Genomic DNA, 19,369 nt, shown 5'->3' on the forward strand with positions numbered 1-19,369 from the left:
TCGTGGTGTGTTGTGTATCAGCTGGTGACCATATCTCCACCGTTGACATGTATACATGTCCCGGTAACATATGAAGAATCAGGGCCCGCTAAAAAGAGATATGCTCCTGCTAGCTCATAAGGCTGTGCAGCACGTTTAAAGGGTGTATCTGTACCAAAGATACTAACTTCCTCTGCAGAGTAGCTTGAGGGAATCAGTGGGGTCCATACCGGACCGGGAGCTACACTGTTGACTCGGACGCCAGCGTCTACGAGAGATAAGGCTAAAGAGCGGGTAAAAGAGACCACCGCCCCTTTGGTGGAGGAATAATCTATGAGCTCCTTATTTCCTTGATAGGCAGTAATGGAAGCGGTATTAATGATGGATGCACCTTTTTTAAGATGTGGAAGTGCGGCCTGAGTGAGGTAAAAGAATGGAAAGATATTCGTCTGGAACGACTGGTACAATTGCTCTTCTGTGATATTCAAAATACTTTTTTGTGGATATTGGACACCGTGATTATTGACCAGAATGTCCAGCTTGCCGAAGGTGCGAATCGTATGCTCCACAGCCCTGAAGCAATTCTCCTTATGGCGTAAATCAACTTCAATCCTTAGACAACGTTGCCCTAATTCTTCGATCCGCTTTTGAGTGACTTCCGCATCTGAGGCTTCGTATAAATAAGCTATAGCAATGTCTGCACCTTCTTTTGCAAAAGCAATGGCTGCGGCTTTACCAATTCCGCTGTCGCCTCCGGTGATGAGTGCAACCTTTCCCTTCAGTTTTCCACTGCCGATAATTTCCGGGTTTTCACTGATGGGACGAGGATTCATCAGACTCTCCAGGCCCGGCTGACGATCTTGATGCTGTGGAGGAAAAGCAATAGGCTGCTCTTTACATACTGTCCGCTCCCCATAATAGGGGTAGATGGGATTCATTTTTTTGAAATAACCTCCTTGCGTTCTACCTTCCGTATATTTCTATGCATGCGCCCAGAAAAGCGTGCGCTGTCATCAATACATACATATGCTTTTATAAACCCAAGTCGGAGGAGGCGCTTGTCCAAAATGAATGATTGGAGAAATGTCGATGATTTGATTCATGGAACCGTGGTTCAGAAAGAGGTCTATAACCTTCTTACAGAGCTGGAGATTATGAATTTGCTAACAGACTACACCCCTTTGTTGGTTGGGACAATACCGCTTGGAATTCAAGTAGAGGGCAGCGATTTGGATATCATTTGTGAGGTTTATGATCCTGTGAAGTTTAAGGCGCAAGTTGTTCGATATTTTGGAGCCATGGAGGGGTTTGTTAGCGAATCACGAGTGGTTCAAGGCATTCCTCGAACGAAAATTAACTTTATGGTAAAGGGCTGGCCTATCGAACTGTTTGGACAGCCGAGGCGAACGGAGCTCCAGAATGGTTATTTGCATATGATCGTTGAAGCTGAAATTTTAGCTCAGATGGATGATGATTTTCGCGAACGGATCATTCTTTTAAAATCAAGCGGATGGAAGACAGAGCCTGCCTTTGCGAAAGCTATGGGATTAGAGGGCGATCCTTACGAAGCGCTGCTGGAGCTGGAAAAGCTTCCTCGGAGCGCTCTTCATGCTTTATGTCATTCTGTTCGAGCGAGGGAACAAGTATGATCTTGTCTTGAGAATCTCCGCGCAGCCGGTATTGCCAAGTGCCACCTGATGGTTATTGAAACCAATGAACATGGAAGAGGGTTCTGGGAAGGGATGGGCTGGCAGTATAGAGGTGGAATTATGCTGTGCTCCCAGGATATCTTGTGATACTCAAGACATGAAATAGAAATACTAGCCTTTGAATACGCAAAGTCAGGCATTTGGATATCACAGCAAATGTCACGGTGAACTCCGACTGCTAGTGCAGTATACTATATAGGAGTACGATAATTGCCTATTCTTGCAGGCAGGAGGTCTTTTATGCGTTTTAAGGATGTATTTTCAATTATTGGTCCGGCGATGGTCGGTCCTTCAAGCTCACATACCGCTGGGGCGGCACGGATCGGGAGGGCTGCAAGGCAGGTGTTGGGTGAAGTACCGCGTGTGGCTGAAGTAACGTTTTTTGGTTCTTTTGCAGCAACTTATCAGGGACATGGCACAGATCGGGCGATTGTTGGAGGGTTACTTGATTTCACTACCGACGATCATCGGCTTCCAGATTCCCTAGAACTGGCAGTCGAAGCCGGGATGGAAGTTTCTTTTAAGCAAGGAACAGGTCTGTTCCCACATCCGAACACCGTTAAGCTGCATCTCATCGGACAAGAAACAGGAAGTGAACTGACACTAACAGGGACATCTATTGGTGGCGGAAACATCGAGATTGTTGATATCGACGGTTTTGGAGTGAAGCTTACGGGGATCTATCCGACGGTTCTGATTAATCATATGGATTATTTAGGTGTTCTGGCGAGTGTTACGGAAGTGATGCGTAACGGACAGTTTAATATAGGGCATATGTCTCTGGATCGCAAGAATCGTAGTGGTGCAGCCTTAACGGTGCTGGAGCTGGATGAAGCGGCTACACCGGAGCTTATTGAAGCGCTTAAAGCGCTCACTGCTGTGAAATCCGTGAAGCTGGTTAATTTAAACGAAGGTAAGCAAGATGAGAAGGGGAAGGAAAGTTTAACATGAATTTTCAAACACTTAGCGAGCTGGCTGTATTGTGTGAGGAACGTGGTCTCACGATTGGAGCACTTATGCTCGAAGAGCAAAGCGCGGAATCTGGACGTTCCAGTGATCATGAATTTTCCACGATGCGTGAATATTATGGCGTGATGAAAGAGGCTGTTCATCGCGGGATGCATGAAGATACAACTTCGCGCAGCGGCCTTACAGGCATGGATGCCCAGCGTGTAGGAGCATACAACGCGGCTGATGAGCCATGCCTAGGTGGACCTGCAGGTCAAGCTATGGCTTACGCGCTGGCTGTATCCGAAGTGAATGCTTCTATGGGCCGGATCATTGCGACGCCTACTGCTGGTTCATGCGGGATTATTCCGGGTGTATTTCTCAGCTGTCAGGAACGGTTTGGCTGGGATGATGACTACATGGTATCCGGATTGTTCGCAGCCGGGGCCATCGGTTATGTCATCGCCAATAACTCCTTTGTATCGGGTGCGGAAGGCGGCTGTCAAGCTGAGGTAGGTTCTGCCATTGGGATGGCAGCAGGCGCGTTAACCGAGCTACGCGGCGGAACGCCTGCACAAGCAGTGCATGCTGTCGGGTTAGCACTTAAGAACACTTTAGGCCTGATTTGTGATCCGGTTGGCGGACTTGTTGAGATTCCTTGTATTGTTAGAAACGGATTCGGTGCAGTTACTGCACTTGCCGCCGCAGATATGGCACTGGCTGGTGTTCGTAGTGTGATTCCTTCTGATGAAGTTATCAAGGTCATGCTCGAGGTAGGCTCAGCTATGCCAGAGAAACACCGCGAGACTGCAGGGGGCGGTTTAGCTCAGACACCTACCGGCCGTAAAATCATGCAGGATTTACGCAAAAAGAAGTAATTAATACGTCTCAAATCACAATTTGTATTTAGAGCAGTTTGAAACGTTCCAGTTGATCCCATTGACCTTCTTGTCGAAGGATTTCTGCCTGCCTAGGTCCAATGAGGTCAAAGTGGGGAAACGATGAACGATTATGAATATATTGGGCAGGCAATCCATTCTCCTCGCACCAGTGTTTCAGTGTGGTAAGATCACTACAGCCCACCTTGGTGACGGTAGTGATGCCGGGAAAGCGTGGATCCAGCCAATAATGAGTCAAGAAGGCGATCTCTCCTGCGGAGACCGCTTTTTTCCACCGGGATAATTCTTCTCTATTGATGCCGAAGGCCATAACGTCTCATCCTTATCTATTGTAGTTGACAACATTATAACCCATGAAAGGGGATTACATCATGAACGGACAAGTAAGAGCGGATATTCGTCCTGGGCTTGAAGTGGATATTGTACTTAAACAGGATCAGCCTACAGGCAAGCTAACACACGGTACGGTGAAAGATATTCTCACGAACTCGCCTCGGCATCCGCATGGCATTAAGGTCAGATTGACTAGCGGACAGGTAGGACGAGTTAAGAATATTACAGGCAACTAAATAAACTACACTTCTCCACATTAAAAAGCGACCCTAATCTCGTAGGTTATTCTGTTCACGGAAACAGAACAACCTACGAGATTAGGGCTTTTTGATTTAAGTTGTTATATTCGGCCCATAAAATCCTCAACAGATTTATCAGCTTTAGTCTGATTACATAACGTGCAAGCGCAGACGCAATTATCTGGGGTTGTATGACCCCCTTTAGCACGAGGTAGTAAATGATCAATGGTGTCCCCATAAGCGCCGCAGAAGTAGCAGGTGTAATTGTCTCTGGCTAGTATATAAGCGCGAAAATCCTTATTACTATACAATCGTCGAATCGTTCGACGGTTTACAACGATAGCGGCATGTTCCCTGACCAGGGTAATTGCAAGCGCTAGATCAATCTCCTGATGCCAGCGCCGTCCTTTGTCGCTATGACCACGCATTAGAATCATCCCTTTGGTTGAAGGAATCAATTGGGTTGGATCTTCGGGATTTAGCTTTGTGCTTTGAGAATGCGGCCGTTTTCTTCGTTGTTCCAAACCTCGTACGCGTCGGTTCGGATTAGATTGTGCTGAAGAAGCAGCAGCGGAAGACGGCTTTCCCTCTTTGGGACGCTCCAATAGAGTGTGCTGATGGGTTTGGATCGTATCAAGCTTCACCAGTAAGGGGTTTGCTGTGAGTTTTATATTTAGTGTTTCCCGTTGTTTCCGACATTCGCGGCAGGTACCACGGCGTGACTGCCCCTTGGAACGTTTGCCTGTACGTCTGCGAAATTCTGTGAGCGGCTTTAGCTTGTGGCAATAAGCACACTGCTTGGTAGATAGAAGGTCGGTATCGTTCATAGGTATGTTAGGTGCAGCGCATGTGTACGCATGTCCTGTCTCCTTGTTTTTGAAATATAAACTATAAGTTCCACACCATACTTTATGTCTTGGGTTTCTCGCTTATAAGGACGTAGAAATTGTTTATGCTTTGGATTCAATGATGTTCATTTATGAGTTCCGTTAATTGAAATGTTAGCTTCTAAACTTAGTATAACGTAAAGCGCTGCTGTTCACATCGTACGTAAAAAAACCATAAACACAGCCAAATTTGTGATATGCATCTCGGTGATAAACAGGGAAAACTTGTAAAATAGAAAAAAGGGCAGATTCGTTATCTAGATAGGGTTGCTCTAATTCTTATTTGGAAATGGGGAAGTGAAATGGAATTAACGAAGGGAAGGCCGGGTACAGTAACATGGCTTTATATTCTTCTTATTTTTTTAGGGGTTGGAGCGTTAGGAGGGGGCGGTGCTCTTGTAATAGATCCAAGCGGGGATCTAATGAAAATGCCGACTTCTATGCTGGAAAGATCGCCATTCTCTGATTTTTTATTCCCGGGTATTCTGCTATTTATCGTATTTGGATTACTGCCCCTCCTCGTTGTTTATGGTCTGATCAAGAGACCTCAGTGGCACTTGGTGGAACGATTAAATCCGTTCAAGAAATTATATAGCTTCTGGGCTTTGTCTCTGTATATCGGGTTTGGGCAAATCATTTGGATAACGGTGCAGACGTACATGCTGAATAGTGTTGCAATTATACATCTGATCTATATGAGTCTGGGGCTGTTGATTCAGACCGTTACACTACTCCCCTCTGTACAAAGTTACTTTTCGCTGGACGGCGGTACGGAAAGACGTTAAAATTGCAGTGAACAAAAGGCATTTCATTTGTCAGGGCAAGGAGCGAGCCGATTTGACAACGATATACGATATTGCCAAAAGAACCGGTTACTCTCCAACAACGGTTTCTAAGGCGTTTAATAATTATTCCGATGTACGTGAGAAAACTCGTCAGGAAATATTCCGGGTTGCCCAAGAAATGGGGTATTTGCCAAATTCACATGCCCGTACATTGACCACTAAGAAATCGTGGACCATCGGCGTGCTGTTCGTAGAGAATACGGGATTTGGTATTCGCCATCCTTTTTTCAGCGCTGTGATCGAAAGCTTTAAGAAGGTTGCTGTTGAAAAGGGTTATGCCCTCATGTTTATCTCCAAAGATGTCGGTGGTAAGCAAAGCGGTTATTTAGAGAATTGCAGGATTCGTGGCGTAGACGGCGTTGTTGTCTTCTTGTCCGATTATGAGGATCCGTATTTCCGTGAACTGCTTGAGAGTGATATTCCTACCGTTATTATGGATTTCGAGACTTCTGAGACGCATACGGTATGCTCAGATAATACTTCTGGAGCCCAGCTGGCAGTGGAGTATCTAGCCTCTTTGGGGCATCGCAAGATTGCCCATATATCCGGCGGCATGAACACATTTCCAGGTAAAATGCGGGAGTTGGGTTACAAGACCGCTATGAAGCAGCGAGGGTTTAAAGTACCTAAGTCCTATGTTGTAAACGGAGCCTTTTATTCTCGAGAAAGCGGCTATAACGCGATGCTGGAGCTTCTTAAGCTCCCTGAACGTCCAACCGCCGTCTTTGCTTCCGGTGACTTACTAGCCTTAGGGGCTATTATGGCCGCTAAAGATAGTGGACTTTCCGTACCGATGGATATTTCAGTTATGGGTTACGATGACATCGATCTTGCCGAGTACGTTACACCTGCTTTGACAACGGTGCGTCAGGATACGGAGCTTCTTGGAAGCCAAGCGGCGGACATTCTTTTAACCTCAATTGAAGGTAAAGTATTAGATAAGGAAGCGATTTTAGTTCCGGTGGAAGTGGTTGAACGGGAATCCTGTGCACCTCCGATTAGCGGAAAGTAGTCTGATAAATCTTGACGAACTGAAAAGAGTCCTGCTAAAGTAAAAGACAGTATAGCTTTCAATTGTTCTTATGAGATGAGATAGTGGTATTTGGCACATCTTATGTAGTGAGATGGAGCTATAATAGACCCATTGTTATAAATGCTCTTTCAATTGATTTGGAAGATCATTTTTTTTCGAAACAAACGAAACCGGTTTCGTTTGTTTCGATTTGATGGCTCATTGCTCCGAATCTATAACATCGGAAGATGATCCAGTAAAGACTAGTGCTTTGGTAAGAAAACAATTCAAAGGAGCTGGATGAAATGGCAAAAGTTCAAACTGTGGTAACTGCAAAAGATACAGGGGAACGCTTAACTCCAAAAGATGCAATTGTTTTTAGCGCAAGAGTAGGATCTGGGTCTGCCGATGTGGAGATTAAGCCAGAGCAGGAGTTTCAAAAGATGATTGGATTTGGCGGCGCTTTCACTGAAGCTGCTGCTTATACGTTGTCACGTCTGAGCTCCGAGAAACGAGCAGAGGTTATTCATCGGTACTTCCATCCAGTAGAGGGATTAGGCTATAGCATGGGGCGTGTTCATATACACAGCTGTGATTTTGCCCTCGGTAATTATACTTATGTTGCTGATCATGACACAGAGCTAGCTACTTTTGATATCTCACATGACCATAAGTGGGTACTTCCGCTGATAAAAGATGCCATGGAAGTAAGAGGCGGTGCATTCACGATGCTGGCTTCTCCTTGGAGCCCTCCGGCATGGATGAAAACAAATGGAGAAATGAATAACGGTGGATCACTGAAGCCGGAATACGCAGAAGTTTGGGCGCGCTACTATACGAAATTCATTGAAGCTTATGGAAAAGAGGGAGTACCGATTTGGGCAGTTTCCGTGCAAAATGAGCCGGCTGCCGTTCAGGTCTGGGATTCATGTATTTATAGTGCGGAAGAGGAACGGGATTTTGTTAAAAATTATCTTGGACCGGTGATGCATCAGACCGGCCATTCAGATGTGAACATTGTAATCTGGGATCATAACCGCGATATTATGGTCGAGCGTGCTTCGGCAGTATTATCTGATCCTGAAGCTGCAAAGTATGTGTGGGGTACAGGTATTCACTGGTACGGAGGCGAGGAGTTCGACAAAGTAGAAAAGGTACATGATTTATTTCCTGACAAGCATTTGTTGTTCACAGAGGGCTGCCAAGAGGGCGGCGTTAAGCTGGGAGAATGGTTTACAGGCGAACGTTACGGCAGAAACATGATTGGAGATCTCAATGCGTGGACAGAAGGATACCTGGATTGGAACCTGGTACTGGATGAGACTGGAGGTCCTAACCATGTAGGCAATCTCTGCGATGCGCCGATTATTGCAGATACTACAACGGATGAAGTGCACTATAACAGCTCCTATTATTACATTGGGCATTTCAGTAAATTCATTGCGCCAGGTGCAGTACGGATCGGATTTACATCTGAAGCGGAAGGTATCTTAACCACAGCATTCCGTAATCCTGACGGTAGTATAGCTGTCGTACTGATGAATGAAAGTGAAGAAGAGCACAATGTAACGCTAGGTCTAGGCGAAGAGATTGCAAGCTGCGAGCTATCGCCTCATTCCATCGTAACGCATTTGATTTCATAAATAATCTACAACTTAGGAGGACATAAATATGAGCAACTATTATTTCGAATCAGGTACATTTGTAATGGAGCAATTTGATGAAGGAAAGCCTTTTTCCAGTTTCTTACCGGGTCTTGCCGGACTGAAGGGAATTCCGATGTGGACTTTTTATGTGAATCGGGGTCAGGCCATTTGCAGCTTCGGGGTACGCGATAAGAATTCGCCGATCATGGAATTCTCTCCTGCAAATATCTCTTATAAGAACGTAGGGACGACCGGTTTCAGAACCTTTATCAAAATTAAAGGTGAGCAAGAGATTTATGAACCGTTTCAATCTGCACGTCCAGATCCTGCTGCAAAGCGCCTCATGACCATTTTGCCTAATGGGCTTACTATTGAAGAAAGCCATGCCGGACATGGTCTGAAGACGACCGTACACTATTTTAATTTGCCTAATGACGATTATGCAGCATTGGTACGTCGGGTAGAGATTGAGAACATCGGCGGTAAAGAGATCGAGCTGGAGCTGATGGATGGTTTGCCTGAAATCTTGCCTTACGGCGTAGAAAACAGTGGATACAAGGAAATAGGGAATCTGCTGCGCAGCTGGATGGACGTATACAACTTAGAGAATGGTATTCCGTTCTATAAGCTGCGTTCCAGTACCAATGATGATGCACAGGTTAGCGAAATTACCAATGGCCATTTCTACCTGTCGTTCACTGGAGAAGGAGAAAAAGTCTCGCCAATCGTCGATTTCGAGCTAGTCTTTGGTGGCAATACCTCGCTTACGTACCCGGACCGCTTTGCGGGATTAACCCTTGCCGAACTGGGCGAGCTTCCACAATACCCCGTCAACAAGGTTCCGTGCGGTTTTAGCGGAGTGGCAAGACGTTTAGCACCAGGTAGCAATCTGATCCTGAATACACTGGTTGGACATGTAAATGACATCGACAAAATCAATAAGAAGGCGGAGCAGTTATGCCGCGATGAATATATCCTGTCTAAATCTCAAGAGGCCGCAGGTCTGACGGAGGAATTAACGGAAGACATTGCTACTCACACTTCATCGGCTGTGTTTGATGCGTATTGCCGTCAATCCTATCTCGATAACTTCCTGCGTGGAGGCTATCCTTTTGTCTTTGACAATGGTGGTGATGGCTTTGTAGTTCACTTATACTCGCGTAAGCACGGTGACTTGGAGCGTGACTACAATTTCTTCTCACTCGCCCCAGAATATTATTCACAGGGGAACGGAAACTTCCGTGATATGAATCAGAATCGTCGAAATGATGTGTTTTTTAATCCGAAGGTGGGTAGCTTTAACATCAAAATGTTCTATAGCTTGATTCAGGCGGATGGTTACAATCCACTGAGCGTGCAAGGAACAACCTTTGAAGTGAAACCGGATAGTAAGGCACAAGCTGCGGAGTGGATTGGAAAAGCTGCGGCAGATCATCAAGCTGAGCTTGTAAAGCTGTGTAGCACTCGGTTCACACCAGGTAGCTTAGTGAACTATATTGCGGATCATAACGTTGCCTTGAAGGTAAGCGAACAACAATTTTTGTCGGGATTACTTGCCCTGTCACAGCAAAACATTGAGGCAGCCTTTGGCGAAGGCTTCTGGTCGGATCACTGGACATATAATATGGATCTGGTAGTAGGTTACTTGGATATCTTCCCTGACAAAAAGCAGGAGCTTCTATTTGGGGATAACACCTATGCGTTCTATGACAGCCCAGCGTATGTGCTGCCACGTAGTGAGAAATATGTAATCAGTGACGGAAAGGCCCGGCAATATGGTGCACTCCTTGAGGATGAGGAGAAGCTGCACAAGCTGAAATGGAAAGCTGGAGATACCCATTGGCTGCGTACTGAAGGCGGTCACGGCGCCATTTACCACACCAATCTGTTCGTGAAGATGCTGTCTCTTGCCTTGAATAAATTTGCTACGCTTGATCCTTATGGTATGGGTGTAGAAATGGAAGGCAATAAGCCGGGCTGGAACGATGCTATGAATGGACTGCCTGGATTGTTCGGCTCCGGAATGAGTGAGACTTTTGAGCTGAAACGTACCGTAGTCTTTTTGTTAGATGCTCTGAACAGCAAAGAAAGCGTCCAAGGAGCTGTAGACCTGCCAGAAGAAATTGCCCAGTTGCTTGAAGAGGTATATCATGCGGTCACGGCGGTTCTATCGGGAGATTTGGAACAATTTAATTATTGGGATACTGTAGCTTCGGCGCGTGAGGCTTATAGAGCACGTATCCGTTTCGGTATTACTGGAACTGAGTCTGAAGTAACCTTAGAATACATTCGTGAGGCCCTCTCCAAGTTCTTGGTCAAAATCGACGAGGGAATCAACAAGGCAGTAGAACTTGGTAACGGACTTACCCCAACCTATTTCCGCTTTGAGGCGAAGAAATTCCAGCAGGTAACAGATGCTGATGGTCAACCAGTACTTAGCGGATACGGCCTCCCAAAAGCTGTGGTAGAGGAGTTTGAGGTCTATGCATTGCCATACTTCCTTGAGGGGCCTACTCGCCTGTTGAAGACGCTGAAAGATCCGGTGCAAGCCAAAGAAATCTATAATTTGATTAAGCAAACAGAGTTATATGATCCGACTACGTCTATGTATCAAACTTCGGTTAGTCTAGAGGGTGAGTCTCATGAGATCGGACGAATGAGAGCTTTTACGCCAGGCTGGCTAGAGCGGGAGTCCAACTTCCTGCATATGTCCTATAAATATTTACTTGAGCTGTTGAAGGGCGGGCTTTATGAGGAGTTCTACGGAGAACTGAAGACCTCGCTAGTTCCGTTCCTAGATCCGGCTGTCTATGGACGCAGCACGCTTGAAAATTCATCCTTTATCGCTACCGGAGGTAATCCTGATCCGAACAATCATGGTAGAGGGTTCGTTGCAAGATTAAGTGGGTCGACTGCTGAATTCTTGAGTATGTGGAGAACGATGATGGCCGGAAGCCATGTTTTCAGAGTAGAAGATGGACAGCTTACATTATCTTTGGATCCGGTTCTACCAGGCTGGCTATTTGATGAACAAGGCAATCTCTCTTTCACATTTCTAGGTGGCACGGAAGTAACTTATTCGAACCCACAATGTGAGAATACATTTGGTGAGAAGAAGGTTGTTATTCAGAGCATGACGCTCGTCTATCACGATGGAACAGTGACCGAAATTTCAGGAGCACTCGTTCGTGGCGATGAGGCAGAGGCTCTGCGGCGTGGAGAGATCAAGCAAATTCGAGCAATAATGGCATAGAAAATAAGGGAGGGCCTAGGCCCTCCCTTTATTTTTTTCTCCAAATATAAGAAAGTCCTTAAAGGACGCCGAAGGCGTTTTAGCTTGAACCCGAAAAATGGAACCTATAACCCGAAATTCAAAGCCTTACGGAGACAGGCAAAAGCAAATACAATAAATACATAGATATTGTAAGCGCTTCAGAAAAAGAAAAAGATACATAGCCTGGAGGTCCAAAGGATGGAGAACAAAAAAAGCGTGGAAGTAAGCCCAGCGATGAATCCGTTAATTCCTGGCAATTTCGAAACCGGTAAAGTAAATAGAAACTCGCTGTGGAGGAGATTTTTAGCCCAGCGTCATTTACAGACCATGGCCCTACTAGGTGTAGCCTGGATGATCATCTTCAACTACATTCCAATGTATGGAGTTATTATTGCCTTCAAAGAGTTCAACATCGTCAAATCAATTTCCGAAGCTCCATGGGTAGGACTAGCTCATTTCAAAGAATTCCTACAAGATGAAAGCTTGGTTGACGTTATTAGGAATACGTTAGGCATTAGCTTGATCAAGCTCTTCATCGGTTTTCCGCTGCCGATTATATTTGCACTATTCCTAAATGAGGTCCGTTCGGTGAGATTCAAAAAGTGGATTCAGACGATTTCGTATTTACCTCACTTTCTCTCATGGGTTGTACTCGGCGGGATTCTAGCGACCTGGCTTGCGGATATAGGGATTATCAATAACATCTTGTTAGCGCTAAATATCATTGATCAGCCGATTACCTATCTGGCCGAACCTAGCTACTTCTGGACGATTGTTATTTCATCTGATATTTGGAAGGAACTTGGATGGTCAGCGATTATATATCTAGCAGCAATCTCTGGTGTATCTCCTGAAATGTATGAGGCTGCTACGATTGATGGTGCTGGAAGATTCCAGAAAATGTGGTTCGTTACGCTGCCGGCCATCAAATCGACGATCAGTATTCTCTTCATTCTTGCAGTCAGTGGTGTACTAAGCTCCAACTTCGATCAGATCTTGGTGCTACGTAACTCGTTGAATGATAGTGCAAGTAATGTAATCGATTATTATGTGTACTACACAGGGATTCTCTCAGGCCGCTTCTCATATTCGGCTGCAGTTGGACTATTAAAATCGATTATTGCTCTAATCTTGCTGCTGATAGCTAACCAAGTGTCTAAAAAAATCAACGATACATCATTGTTCTAGGATAAGGAGGACCTACACATGTTTGCTCTCAATCGCAAAACGAAGGGCGAGGCCCTATTCGATATCGTCAACAATATCATTATGCTGTGTATTTGCTTCATAACGCTTTATCCGATCTGGTACGTACTCGTCAATGCCTTTAATGAAGGCACGGACGCTATGCGAGGTGGTATATACTGGTGGCCGCGGGTGTTCAGTCTAGGAAACTTCAAGGCAGTGTTCGACAGCCCTGGCATTATGCAGGCGATGTGGATCACCGTTGCCAAAACAGTGATCGGCACAGTCCTGCATGTATTTTTCACAGCGATGGTAGCCTATGCATTTTCTCGTAAAGGCTTGATTGGTGGAAAGTTTTACATGTTTATGGGTACAGTTACGCTCTTCTTCGCGGGAGGGTTGATCCCTAGCTTCTTGCTTATCAAAGACCTTCAGTTACTAGATAATTTCTTAGTGTATATCATTCCTGCGATGTTTAGCTTCTTCGATCTTATTATCTTCATGACCTTCTTCCGAGAGATTCCTGAAGGATTGGAGGAAGCGGCCCGGATTGATGGGGCTAATGATTGGTCCATCTTCCTACGAATTGTGCTTCCAGTGTCTATGCCTGTTATTGCGACCATTGCGCTGTTCCACGGCGTGTTCCAATGGAATGATTATTTTACAGGTATGATCTATATCAATAATACAGAGCTACAGCCGATTCAGACGTACCTGTTCCGCGTTGTAGCACAATCTAGCTCGACTCAAATGATGGTCGCTGCACAAGGTAGCGGCATGACAAGAAGCGTAACGTCACAGTCTATTAAGCTGGCGACGATGGTGGTCACCACACTTCCTATCGTGTTCGTATATCCTTTCTTACAACGCTACTTTGTTAAAGGCATGATGATCGGCTCCATTAAGGGCTGATCCTTAGTAAAGGTAACTCCTCCAGCAGCTCATCTCTATGAGCTCTGGGGTTGAGCTTATAATTAACAATCATAGAAAAGGGGTAAAGAATATGGGTATGAAACGCAAACCGAGAACAGCGATGGCTCTACTTCTGGCAGCGGTTATGGCCTTGTCAGCCGCAGGCTGTTCCAGTGGAAATAACGCTAAAGGAAATTCGGATGGTACTAAAGAAACGAACACGGGGGCGACAAATGCACCTGCTGCTACATTGTCTGCTGATGAACCAGGTTGGAAGATTGACACTTCACCGATTACGTTTGACTGGTACCTGAACTTCTCTTGGTTCCCTAACAAATGGGGCGTGGACCCAACTTCTCAATATGTAACTAAGAAGACCGGCGTTGATATTAATTTCATCGTTCCGGCTGGTAACGAGAATGAGAAACTGAACACACTCATTGCTTCTGGTAAATTGCCTGATTTCATCACATTGGGCTTCTATGAAGATGCAATTAAGAAAATAATCGAAGGTGATCTTGCGCTACCTCTGAACAAGCTTGCTGATGAATATGATCCTTATTTCTACAAAGTTTCTGATAAAGATAAGCTGAATTGGTACACTCAGGAAGATGGCAATGTGTATGGCTATCCTAACTCTTCTTCCTCTCCTGCTGACTATGAGAAATATGGAGAGAACTACGTATCCAACCAAGTATTCGCGGTCCGTAAGGATATGTATGAAGCGATTGGCAGTCCTGATATGCGCACACCAGAAGGTTTCTTGAATGCGCTTAAGTTAGCGAAAGAGAAATTCCCTGACGTAAATGGACAGCCGCTAATCCCGCTTGGTCTGCATGAATTTGGTGTAAACGGTAATGATTCTCTGGAAGGTTATCTTCAGAACTTCCTGGCAATTCCTAGAGAAAAAGATGGTCAGGTATATGCCCGTGAGACTGATCCTGAATATATCCGCTGGATGAAGACACTTCGCCAAGCGAATCAGGATGGACTGCTTGCTAAAGATATCTTTATTGATAAACGTCCACAAATGGAAGAGAAGATCGCTCAAGGTCGTTATTTCGCGATGCTCTACCAACGTACAGACTTTGCAGCGCAACTAGGTACGATCTACCAACAAGATCCTAGCAAAACTTATATTGCTATTGATGGTCCTTCGAATACGAACTTGGATCAACCGACCCTAGATGGACCTGCGATCGCAGGCTGGACAGTAACGCTGATCTCCAAAGATGTAAAGGATAAAGCTCGCGCTATCCGCTTCCTAAGCTACTTGAACAGTGAAGAAGGTAATAAAGATTTGTTCCTCGGTGAAAAGGGTGTCAGCTACGAAACGATTGATGGCAAAGACCAATTTAAGCCTGAAGTGTTTGATCTAATGAATAAGGATCGTTCGGCGTTTGATAAGCAATACGGATCTTCGTTCACCTACTGGATGATGCAGAACACGAATATCACGGATCAATGGGCACCTAAATCAGTAGAACCTTTTAAACAATTGGAAGATTGGACGAGAGGAAAAGCGACTAGTACTTCAACGTTCCAACAGATTGATCCTACAGGTAACTCCCCTGAAGGCATCATTGCTACAAAGCTGAAAGAACTGCGCGGGAAGACGATTCCTAAGCTGCTTATGGCTTCTTCGGATGCTGAGTTCGATAAAATATGGAGTGAGTATTTAGCGAAACAAAAGGATATAGGTGTAGATAAATTCCAAGCCTATCAACAGAAAAAGTATGAAGAGAACAAAGTGAAGCTCGCCCAATAAAATATAACCCAGAAGCCCGCTGATTGCGGGTTTTTGGGTTATTTTGAAACAATAATAAGGTATAGTTGTTAAGTATGTTAAGTATTCACGATATTAGCGAGGTGAACGTTGAAGAAGTGAAGAGGGATAATATGCGTGAGCGCAGCAAAGAAATTTGGAATTCCTTCTTATATTGGTGGGGACGAAGGTCGCTGCAGAGTCGTTTGATTGCTGCCTATGTTTTTATTATTATAGGTCCGTGCTTGCTGGTGTCCGTCTATTTTTATGAGTCTATCAATAGTACCTATTTCCGAGATGCTGTTGAGAAAAATGAGTATTTGCTGCAAATGGAAAAATTGCATATCCACAATCAAATTGAAGCGATGGAGCGGGCAGCACAGATGGCGTATTCTGACTCGGATGTTAAAGACTTTCTTGCGAATGAGACTGAGCCGATGCTTGAAGATTTGGTTGATTTTAATACAAATGTTTATGTGAATATGACACGTATTCAATTTAATAATCCGAATATCGAGCATTTACGGCTGTATTCCAAAAGTAAAACGATGCATGAAATTTGGCCGATTTTATTTCGCGAAGAACGAGTCTCTTCCGAGCCCTGGTACCAGAAAGCACTGCAGTTGGAGGAACAGGAGTACTGGTCTTTTCAAAGGAGTGATCCGGATCTGATGCAGAGATACTTGGGTGCACCGACTGAGAGTTTGCCGAAGGTTTCTTTACTACGTGAGATGAGTCGTCCTGCTGGCAACCATATTGGGATGGTTCAAGTAGATATGATGTTGAACCGCTTTACACCAAAGACATATACCGATGTACGGGATAACCAGACACAAATGTTCCTTGTAGATGGTGAGCTGCAGCTATTTACTCGTCCTGATCAGTCTTTTCTACAGGATAACGAGGAGATGGCTAGTGTTATTACTGAACGATACAAGACCTTCAAGGCTACTGGTGAATGGGATAGTAGTTATACAGCCAACGGTAAATCTTATTTACTTATTAACACACCGCTGGAACGTATTGATGCTTATCTGTTAAATGTGGTCTCAACGGAGGGTGTTTTGAAGGATATCTCCCGTACACGCAACTTTATTATTGGAGCTAACATTGGATTTATTATTTTACTCACGTTGATCGCTTATGTGATGAATGCCTTTATTCTAAAAAATCTGCGCAGATTGACCGAAACGATGAAAAGCGTGCGCAGAGGTGAAGCATATAGTGGCATTACGATTCGGGGTGGGGGAGAAGTCGGTGAGCTTGCCCATCATTTCTCTAAGCTAATGAATACAATTAATAAGTTGGTGGCTCAGGCTGTGAGTAAGCAGGCATTGTCCAAAGAGGCTGAGCTGCGCACGCTGCATAATCAAATAGATGCACATTTTTTGTATAACACACTTGAAAATATTAAAATGCTTGCTGAAATTGAAAATCAGCGAACGATATCAGACGCACTAACTTCGCTCGGTGGAATGATGCGTTATAATTTCAAATGGTCTGGGGAGTATGTGAAGCTTCGCGATGAAGTCCGCCATATTGAGAATTACATTGAAGTAATGAATATTCGTTTTGAGTACCCGGTTAAGCTTGTACTTCATATTGAACCTCGATATTTGGAGCTAGAGGTGCTGAAAATGTCACTGCAGCCTATTGTAGAGAACAGTGTTAAGCATGCTTGGAACGGTGAAAAAGAGAATTTAGAGAACCCGAACATTCATATTCATATTTCGGAAACGGAAGGTGATATTTCCATAGAGCTTCGTGATAATGGTATCGGTCTTACCCCAGAACGTCTAGTTGCTTTAAACGAGGCGATATATGCTAAGGATGAATGTTGTGATTGTGATAGCTCCTGTGAACAGCGGGAAGTAAGCCAGAGAGCAGGGGGCATAGGACTGCGAAATGTACACCAGCGTCTGCAAATCTTTTATGGCGAAGAATACGGGCTTGTAGTACAGAGCGAGGCAGGGAGTTGGACGATGGTACGTCTAAGCTTGCCGAAAGTTCTTTTGACGGGAGAAAAACAACCATGAAGAAATTACTGATCGTTGATGATGAGAAAAATATTCGTGTAGGTCTGAAGATCATGATTGAAAGGGAATTTCCGTCCGCATATTCGATCATAATGGCGAGCAATGGTGCAGAGGCGCTCGAGGTCTTTAAGACAGATGGTGCAGATATTATTATTACGGATATTCGTATGCCGGTAATGGATGGAATTACGCTTTTGGAGCAGCTATCTGTGGAGGTAAGAGGCGAGAAAAAACCAGCAGTGGTGATCCTAAGTGGGTACGATGATTTCGAATATGCTAAATGTGCCATACGTTATCGTGTGAAGGATTATCTACTTAAGCCGATTCGCCGAGATGAGCTGTTCGAAATCCTGCTGCATATCCATAAGGAACAGGAAGAACAGGAGTTCAGCGTCAAGAAAATAGAGCGGGAAGCAGAACAGTTTCGCAAAGAGCTACGCTCCAGCCGTTTACGGGGACTGCTGCAGCAGCAGGAGGTTCAGTTGGAGCCCGAGCAGCAAGAGGAGCTAAATGGTTTGGAGGTTCCTTTTACAGTTGGCGTGCTGAATTACTATTTTAATGATGGGACTCGGATGAAGGCGACAGAAGTTCAAGGGCTGGTCGAACGTTTGATGGGGCCAATCGAAAAGTGTTTTTCAGAAATTATAACGGAATGGGACGGTAAGTTAGTATTAATCGGGACTAGTAGACAGAGCTTTATGGAACTATCCCGTCAAGCTGAAGCTAGAGAAATAACTAGTTTATCGATCGGAATCAGCCGTGAGGGAAAAGGTCTCGAAGAACTTCGTTCCTGTTACAAGGAAGCTTGTCGGGCACTACAATATACTTTTTTGTTTCCGCAAGAAGGATTTTTGGATTACGAGGATGTCAGTCAAGAGCGTCGTAACTTTCCTTTGCCGAAGGAGGCGCTTCGTAAACTGCTCAATATGCTTGGGACAGAACGTGAGAAGGAAATAAAATGCCTGCTGTCTGTTATTTTTCAAACAGAGCATTTGAAGGAACTGGACTTGTCTTATCTCGAGAGTGTCGGGCAGAGTATCAATGAGCAGGTGCTGGATGAAGTATTTCGGCTGTATGGGGAAGCCTCGGTTGAGGTGTTAAAGCTATATCGTACGGTTGGTAACATGTATAACTATCGCCATTTCCATGATTATTATCGTGCGCTTGAGAATTTGCTCCTGAGTGTGAGTGATTACATTGTAGGAGTGCGCTCTGCTCATACGGAACATGCTGATATGGAGGAAGCGTTGAACTATATTGAAACGAACTATGCTCGTCCACTAAATATGGCTATGGTTAGTAACCATGTTTCTTTGAATTATTCTTATTTTAGCGAAGCCTTCAAAGCATATACAGGTGAGAATTTTGTCATTTATTTAAAAAAAGTACGCATCCGTCATGCTAAAGAACTGCTAGCGAAAGACTGTGGCAAGCTTGCTGAGGTTTCGGAGAAAGTAGGTTTTGAGAACAGTAAGCAATTTGCCCGTGTATTCAAAGAGTTGGAAGGGATCTCTCCAGGGGATTATAGAGCCAAAATGCTGTCTGAAGATCTGTCGTAAAAGGCAGGATAAGTAGCTTTAGTATAAATATCATTGCTGTACTGTACCTTGATGGGCGTTAAGGGTGTCGTTACAAGTGATCCTCCTATATAATGGCAGTGAGAAGCTTTGCTAGGATTAGCAGCAAGAGAGTTTGGAGGA

The 19,369-nt window shown here is 44.7% G+C and carries 16 protein-coding genes; 13 read left to right on the forward strand and 3 right to left on the reverse strand.

Translation table 11 applies throughout. The features are described from left to right. Positions 1 to 17 precede the first annotated feature (17 nt). Entirely contained in the window at positions 18 to 917 is a 900-nt protein-coding gene (locus tag MHI27_RS02270) for an SDR family oxidoreductase (protein WP_405175485.1), read from the reverse strand. A gap of 129 nt (positions 918 to 1,046) precedes the next feature. On the opposite strand from MHI27_RS02270, the gene MHI27_RS02275 reads away from it, so the two are divergent. The 3 genes from MHI27_RS02275 to sdaAA all read left to right on the forward strand — a co-directional run bounded on the left by MHI27_RS02275 (position 1,047) and on the right by sdaAA (position 3,514). Continuing rightward, positions 1,047 to 1,628 carry a DUF4269 domain-containing protein gene (locus MHI27_RS02275; RefSeq protein ID WP_405175486.1) on the forward strand — a complete coding sequence of 194 codons (582 nt, stop codon included), beginning with the start codon at positions 1,047 to 1,049 and terminating at the stop codon, positions 1,626 to 1,628. Positions 1,629 to 1,928: 300 nt separating this feature from the next. Then, entirely contained in the window at positions 1,929 to 2,639 is a 711-nt protein-coding gene (gene sdaAB / locus MHI27_RS02280) for an L-serine ammonia-lyase, iron-sulfur-dependent subunit beta (RefSeq protein WP_076285196.1), read from the forward strand. Next, complete coding sequence (gene sdaAA / locus MHI27_RS02285) at positions 2,636 to 3,514, forward strand: L-serine ammonia-lyase, iron-sulfur-dependent, subunit alpha (RefSeq protein ID WP_042184434.1); 879 nt, start codon at positions 2,636 to 2,638, stop codon at positions 3,512 to 3,514. Before sdaAB ends, sdaAA begins: the two co-directional genes overlap by 4 nt. Positions 3,515 to 3,542: 28 nt before the next feature. Here sdaAA and MHI27_RS02290 read toward each other — a convergent pair whose 3' ends face one another. Next, complete coding sequence (locus MHI27_RS02290; protein ID WP_042184436.1) at positions 3,543 to 3,845, reverse strand: hypothetical protein; 303 nt, start codon at positions 3,843 to 3,845, stop codon at positions 3,543 to 3,545. A 61-nt stretch (positions 3,846 to 3,906) separates the two neighbouring features. Here MHI27_RS02290 and MHI27_RS02295 point away from each other — a divergent pair, with 61 nt between their 5' ends. Further along, a complete protein-coding gene (locus tag MHI27_RS02295) occupies positions 3,907 to 4,104 on the forward strand; it encodes a YwbE family protein (protein ID WP_042184438.1) in 198 nt (65 codons plus the stop codon). Positions 4,105 to 4,208: 104 nt separating this feature from the next. On the opposite strand, the gene MHI27_RS02300 is transcribed toward MHI27_RS02295, so the two are convergent. Further along, entirely contained in the window at positions 4,209 to 4,934 is a 726-nt protein-coding gene (locus tag MHI27_RS02300) for an HNH endonuclease (RefSeq protein ID WP_405175487.1), read from the reverse strand. Positions 4,935 to 5,296: 362 nt separating this feature from the next. Between MHI27_RS02300 and MHI27_RS02305 the strand changes: the two genes are divergently transcribed. From MHI27_RS02305 to MHI27_RS02345, 9 genes are all read left to right on the forward strand, one after another. Continuing rightward, the gene (locus tag MHI27_RS02305) at positions 5,297 to 5,779 is read left to right on the forward strand and encodes a hypothetical protein (protein WP_042184442.1); all 483 of its coding nucleotides are present in this window, start codon (positions 5,297 to 5,299) and stop codon (positions 5,777 to 5,779) included. Between the two features lie 52 nt (positions 5,780 to 5,831). Beyond that, positions 5,832 to 6,851 carry a LacI family DNA-binding transcriptional regulator gene (locus tag MHI27_RS02310; RefSeq protein ID WP_042184444.1) on the forward strand — a complete coding sequence of 340 codons (1,020 nt, stop codon included), beginning with the start codon at positions 5,832 to 5,834 and terminating at the stop codon, positions 6,849 to 6,851. A gap of 305 nt (positions 6,852 to 7,156) precedes the next feature. After that, a complete protein-coding gene (locus tag MHI27_RS02315) occupies positions 7,157 to 8,494 on the forward strand; it encodes a glycoside hydrolase family 30 protein (RefSeq protein WP_405175488.1) in 1,338 nt (445 codons plus the stop codon). Positions 8,495 to 8,522: 28 nt separating this feature from the next. Then, positions 8,523 to 11,750, forward strand: coding sequence for a cellobiose phosphorylase (locus tag MHI27_RS02320; RefSeq protein ID WP_405175489.1), 3,228 nt, complete (start codon positions 8,523 to 8,525; stop codon positions 11,748 to 11,750). A 219-nt stretch (positions 11,751 to 11,969) separates the two neighbouring features. Next, a complete protein-coding gene (locus tag MHI27_RS02325) occupies positions 11,970 to 12,959 on the forward strand; it encodes an ABC transporter permease subunit (RefSeq protein ID WP_340973907.1) in 990 nt (329 codons plus the stop codon). Positions 12,960 to 12,977: 18 nt separating this feature from the next. Then, entirely contained in the window at positions 12,978 to 13,868 is an 891-nt protein-coding gene (locus tag MHI27_RS02330) for a carbohydrate ABC transporter permease (protein WP_340973909.1), read from the forward strand. Between the two features lie 91 nt (positions 13,869 to 13,959). Then, entirely contained in the window at positions 13,960 to 15,636 is a 1,677-nt protein-coding gene (locus tag MHI27_RS02335) for an ABC transporter substrate-binding protein (protein WP_405175490.1), read from the forward strand. A gap of 131 nt (positions 15,637 to 15,767) precedes the next feature. Further along, on the forward strand, positions 15,768 to 17,669 hold the full coding sequence (locus MHI27_RS02340; RefSeq protein ID WP_339244506.1) for a histidine kinase: 1,902 nt from the start codon (positions 15,768 to 15,770) through the stop codon (positions 17,667 to 17,669). Further along, complete coding sequence (locus tag MHI27_RS02345) at positions 17,666 to 19,228, forward strand: response regulator (protein ID WP_405175491.1); 1,563 nt, start codon at positions 17,666 to 17,668, stop codon at positions 19,226 to 19,228. The genes MHI27_RS02340 and MHI27_RS02345 overlap by 4 nt, the downstream gene beginning before the upstream one ends. The last annotated feature ends 141 nt before the right edge of the window (positions 19,229 to 19,369 follow it).

The organism is Paenibacillus sp. FSL H8-0261 (assembly GCF_045040645.1).
GTDB lineage: Bacteria > Bacillota > Bacilli > Paenibacillales > Paenibacillaceae > Paenibacillus_AQ.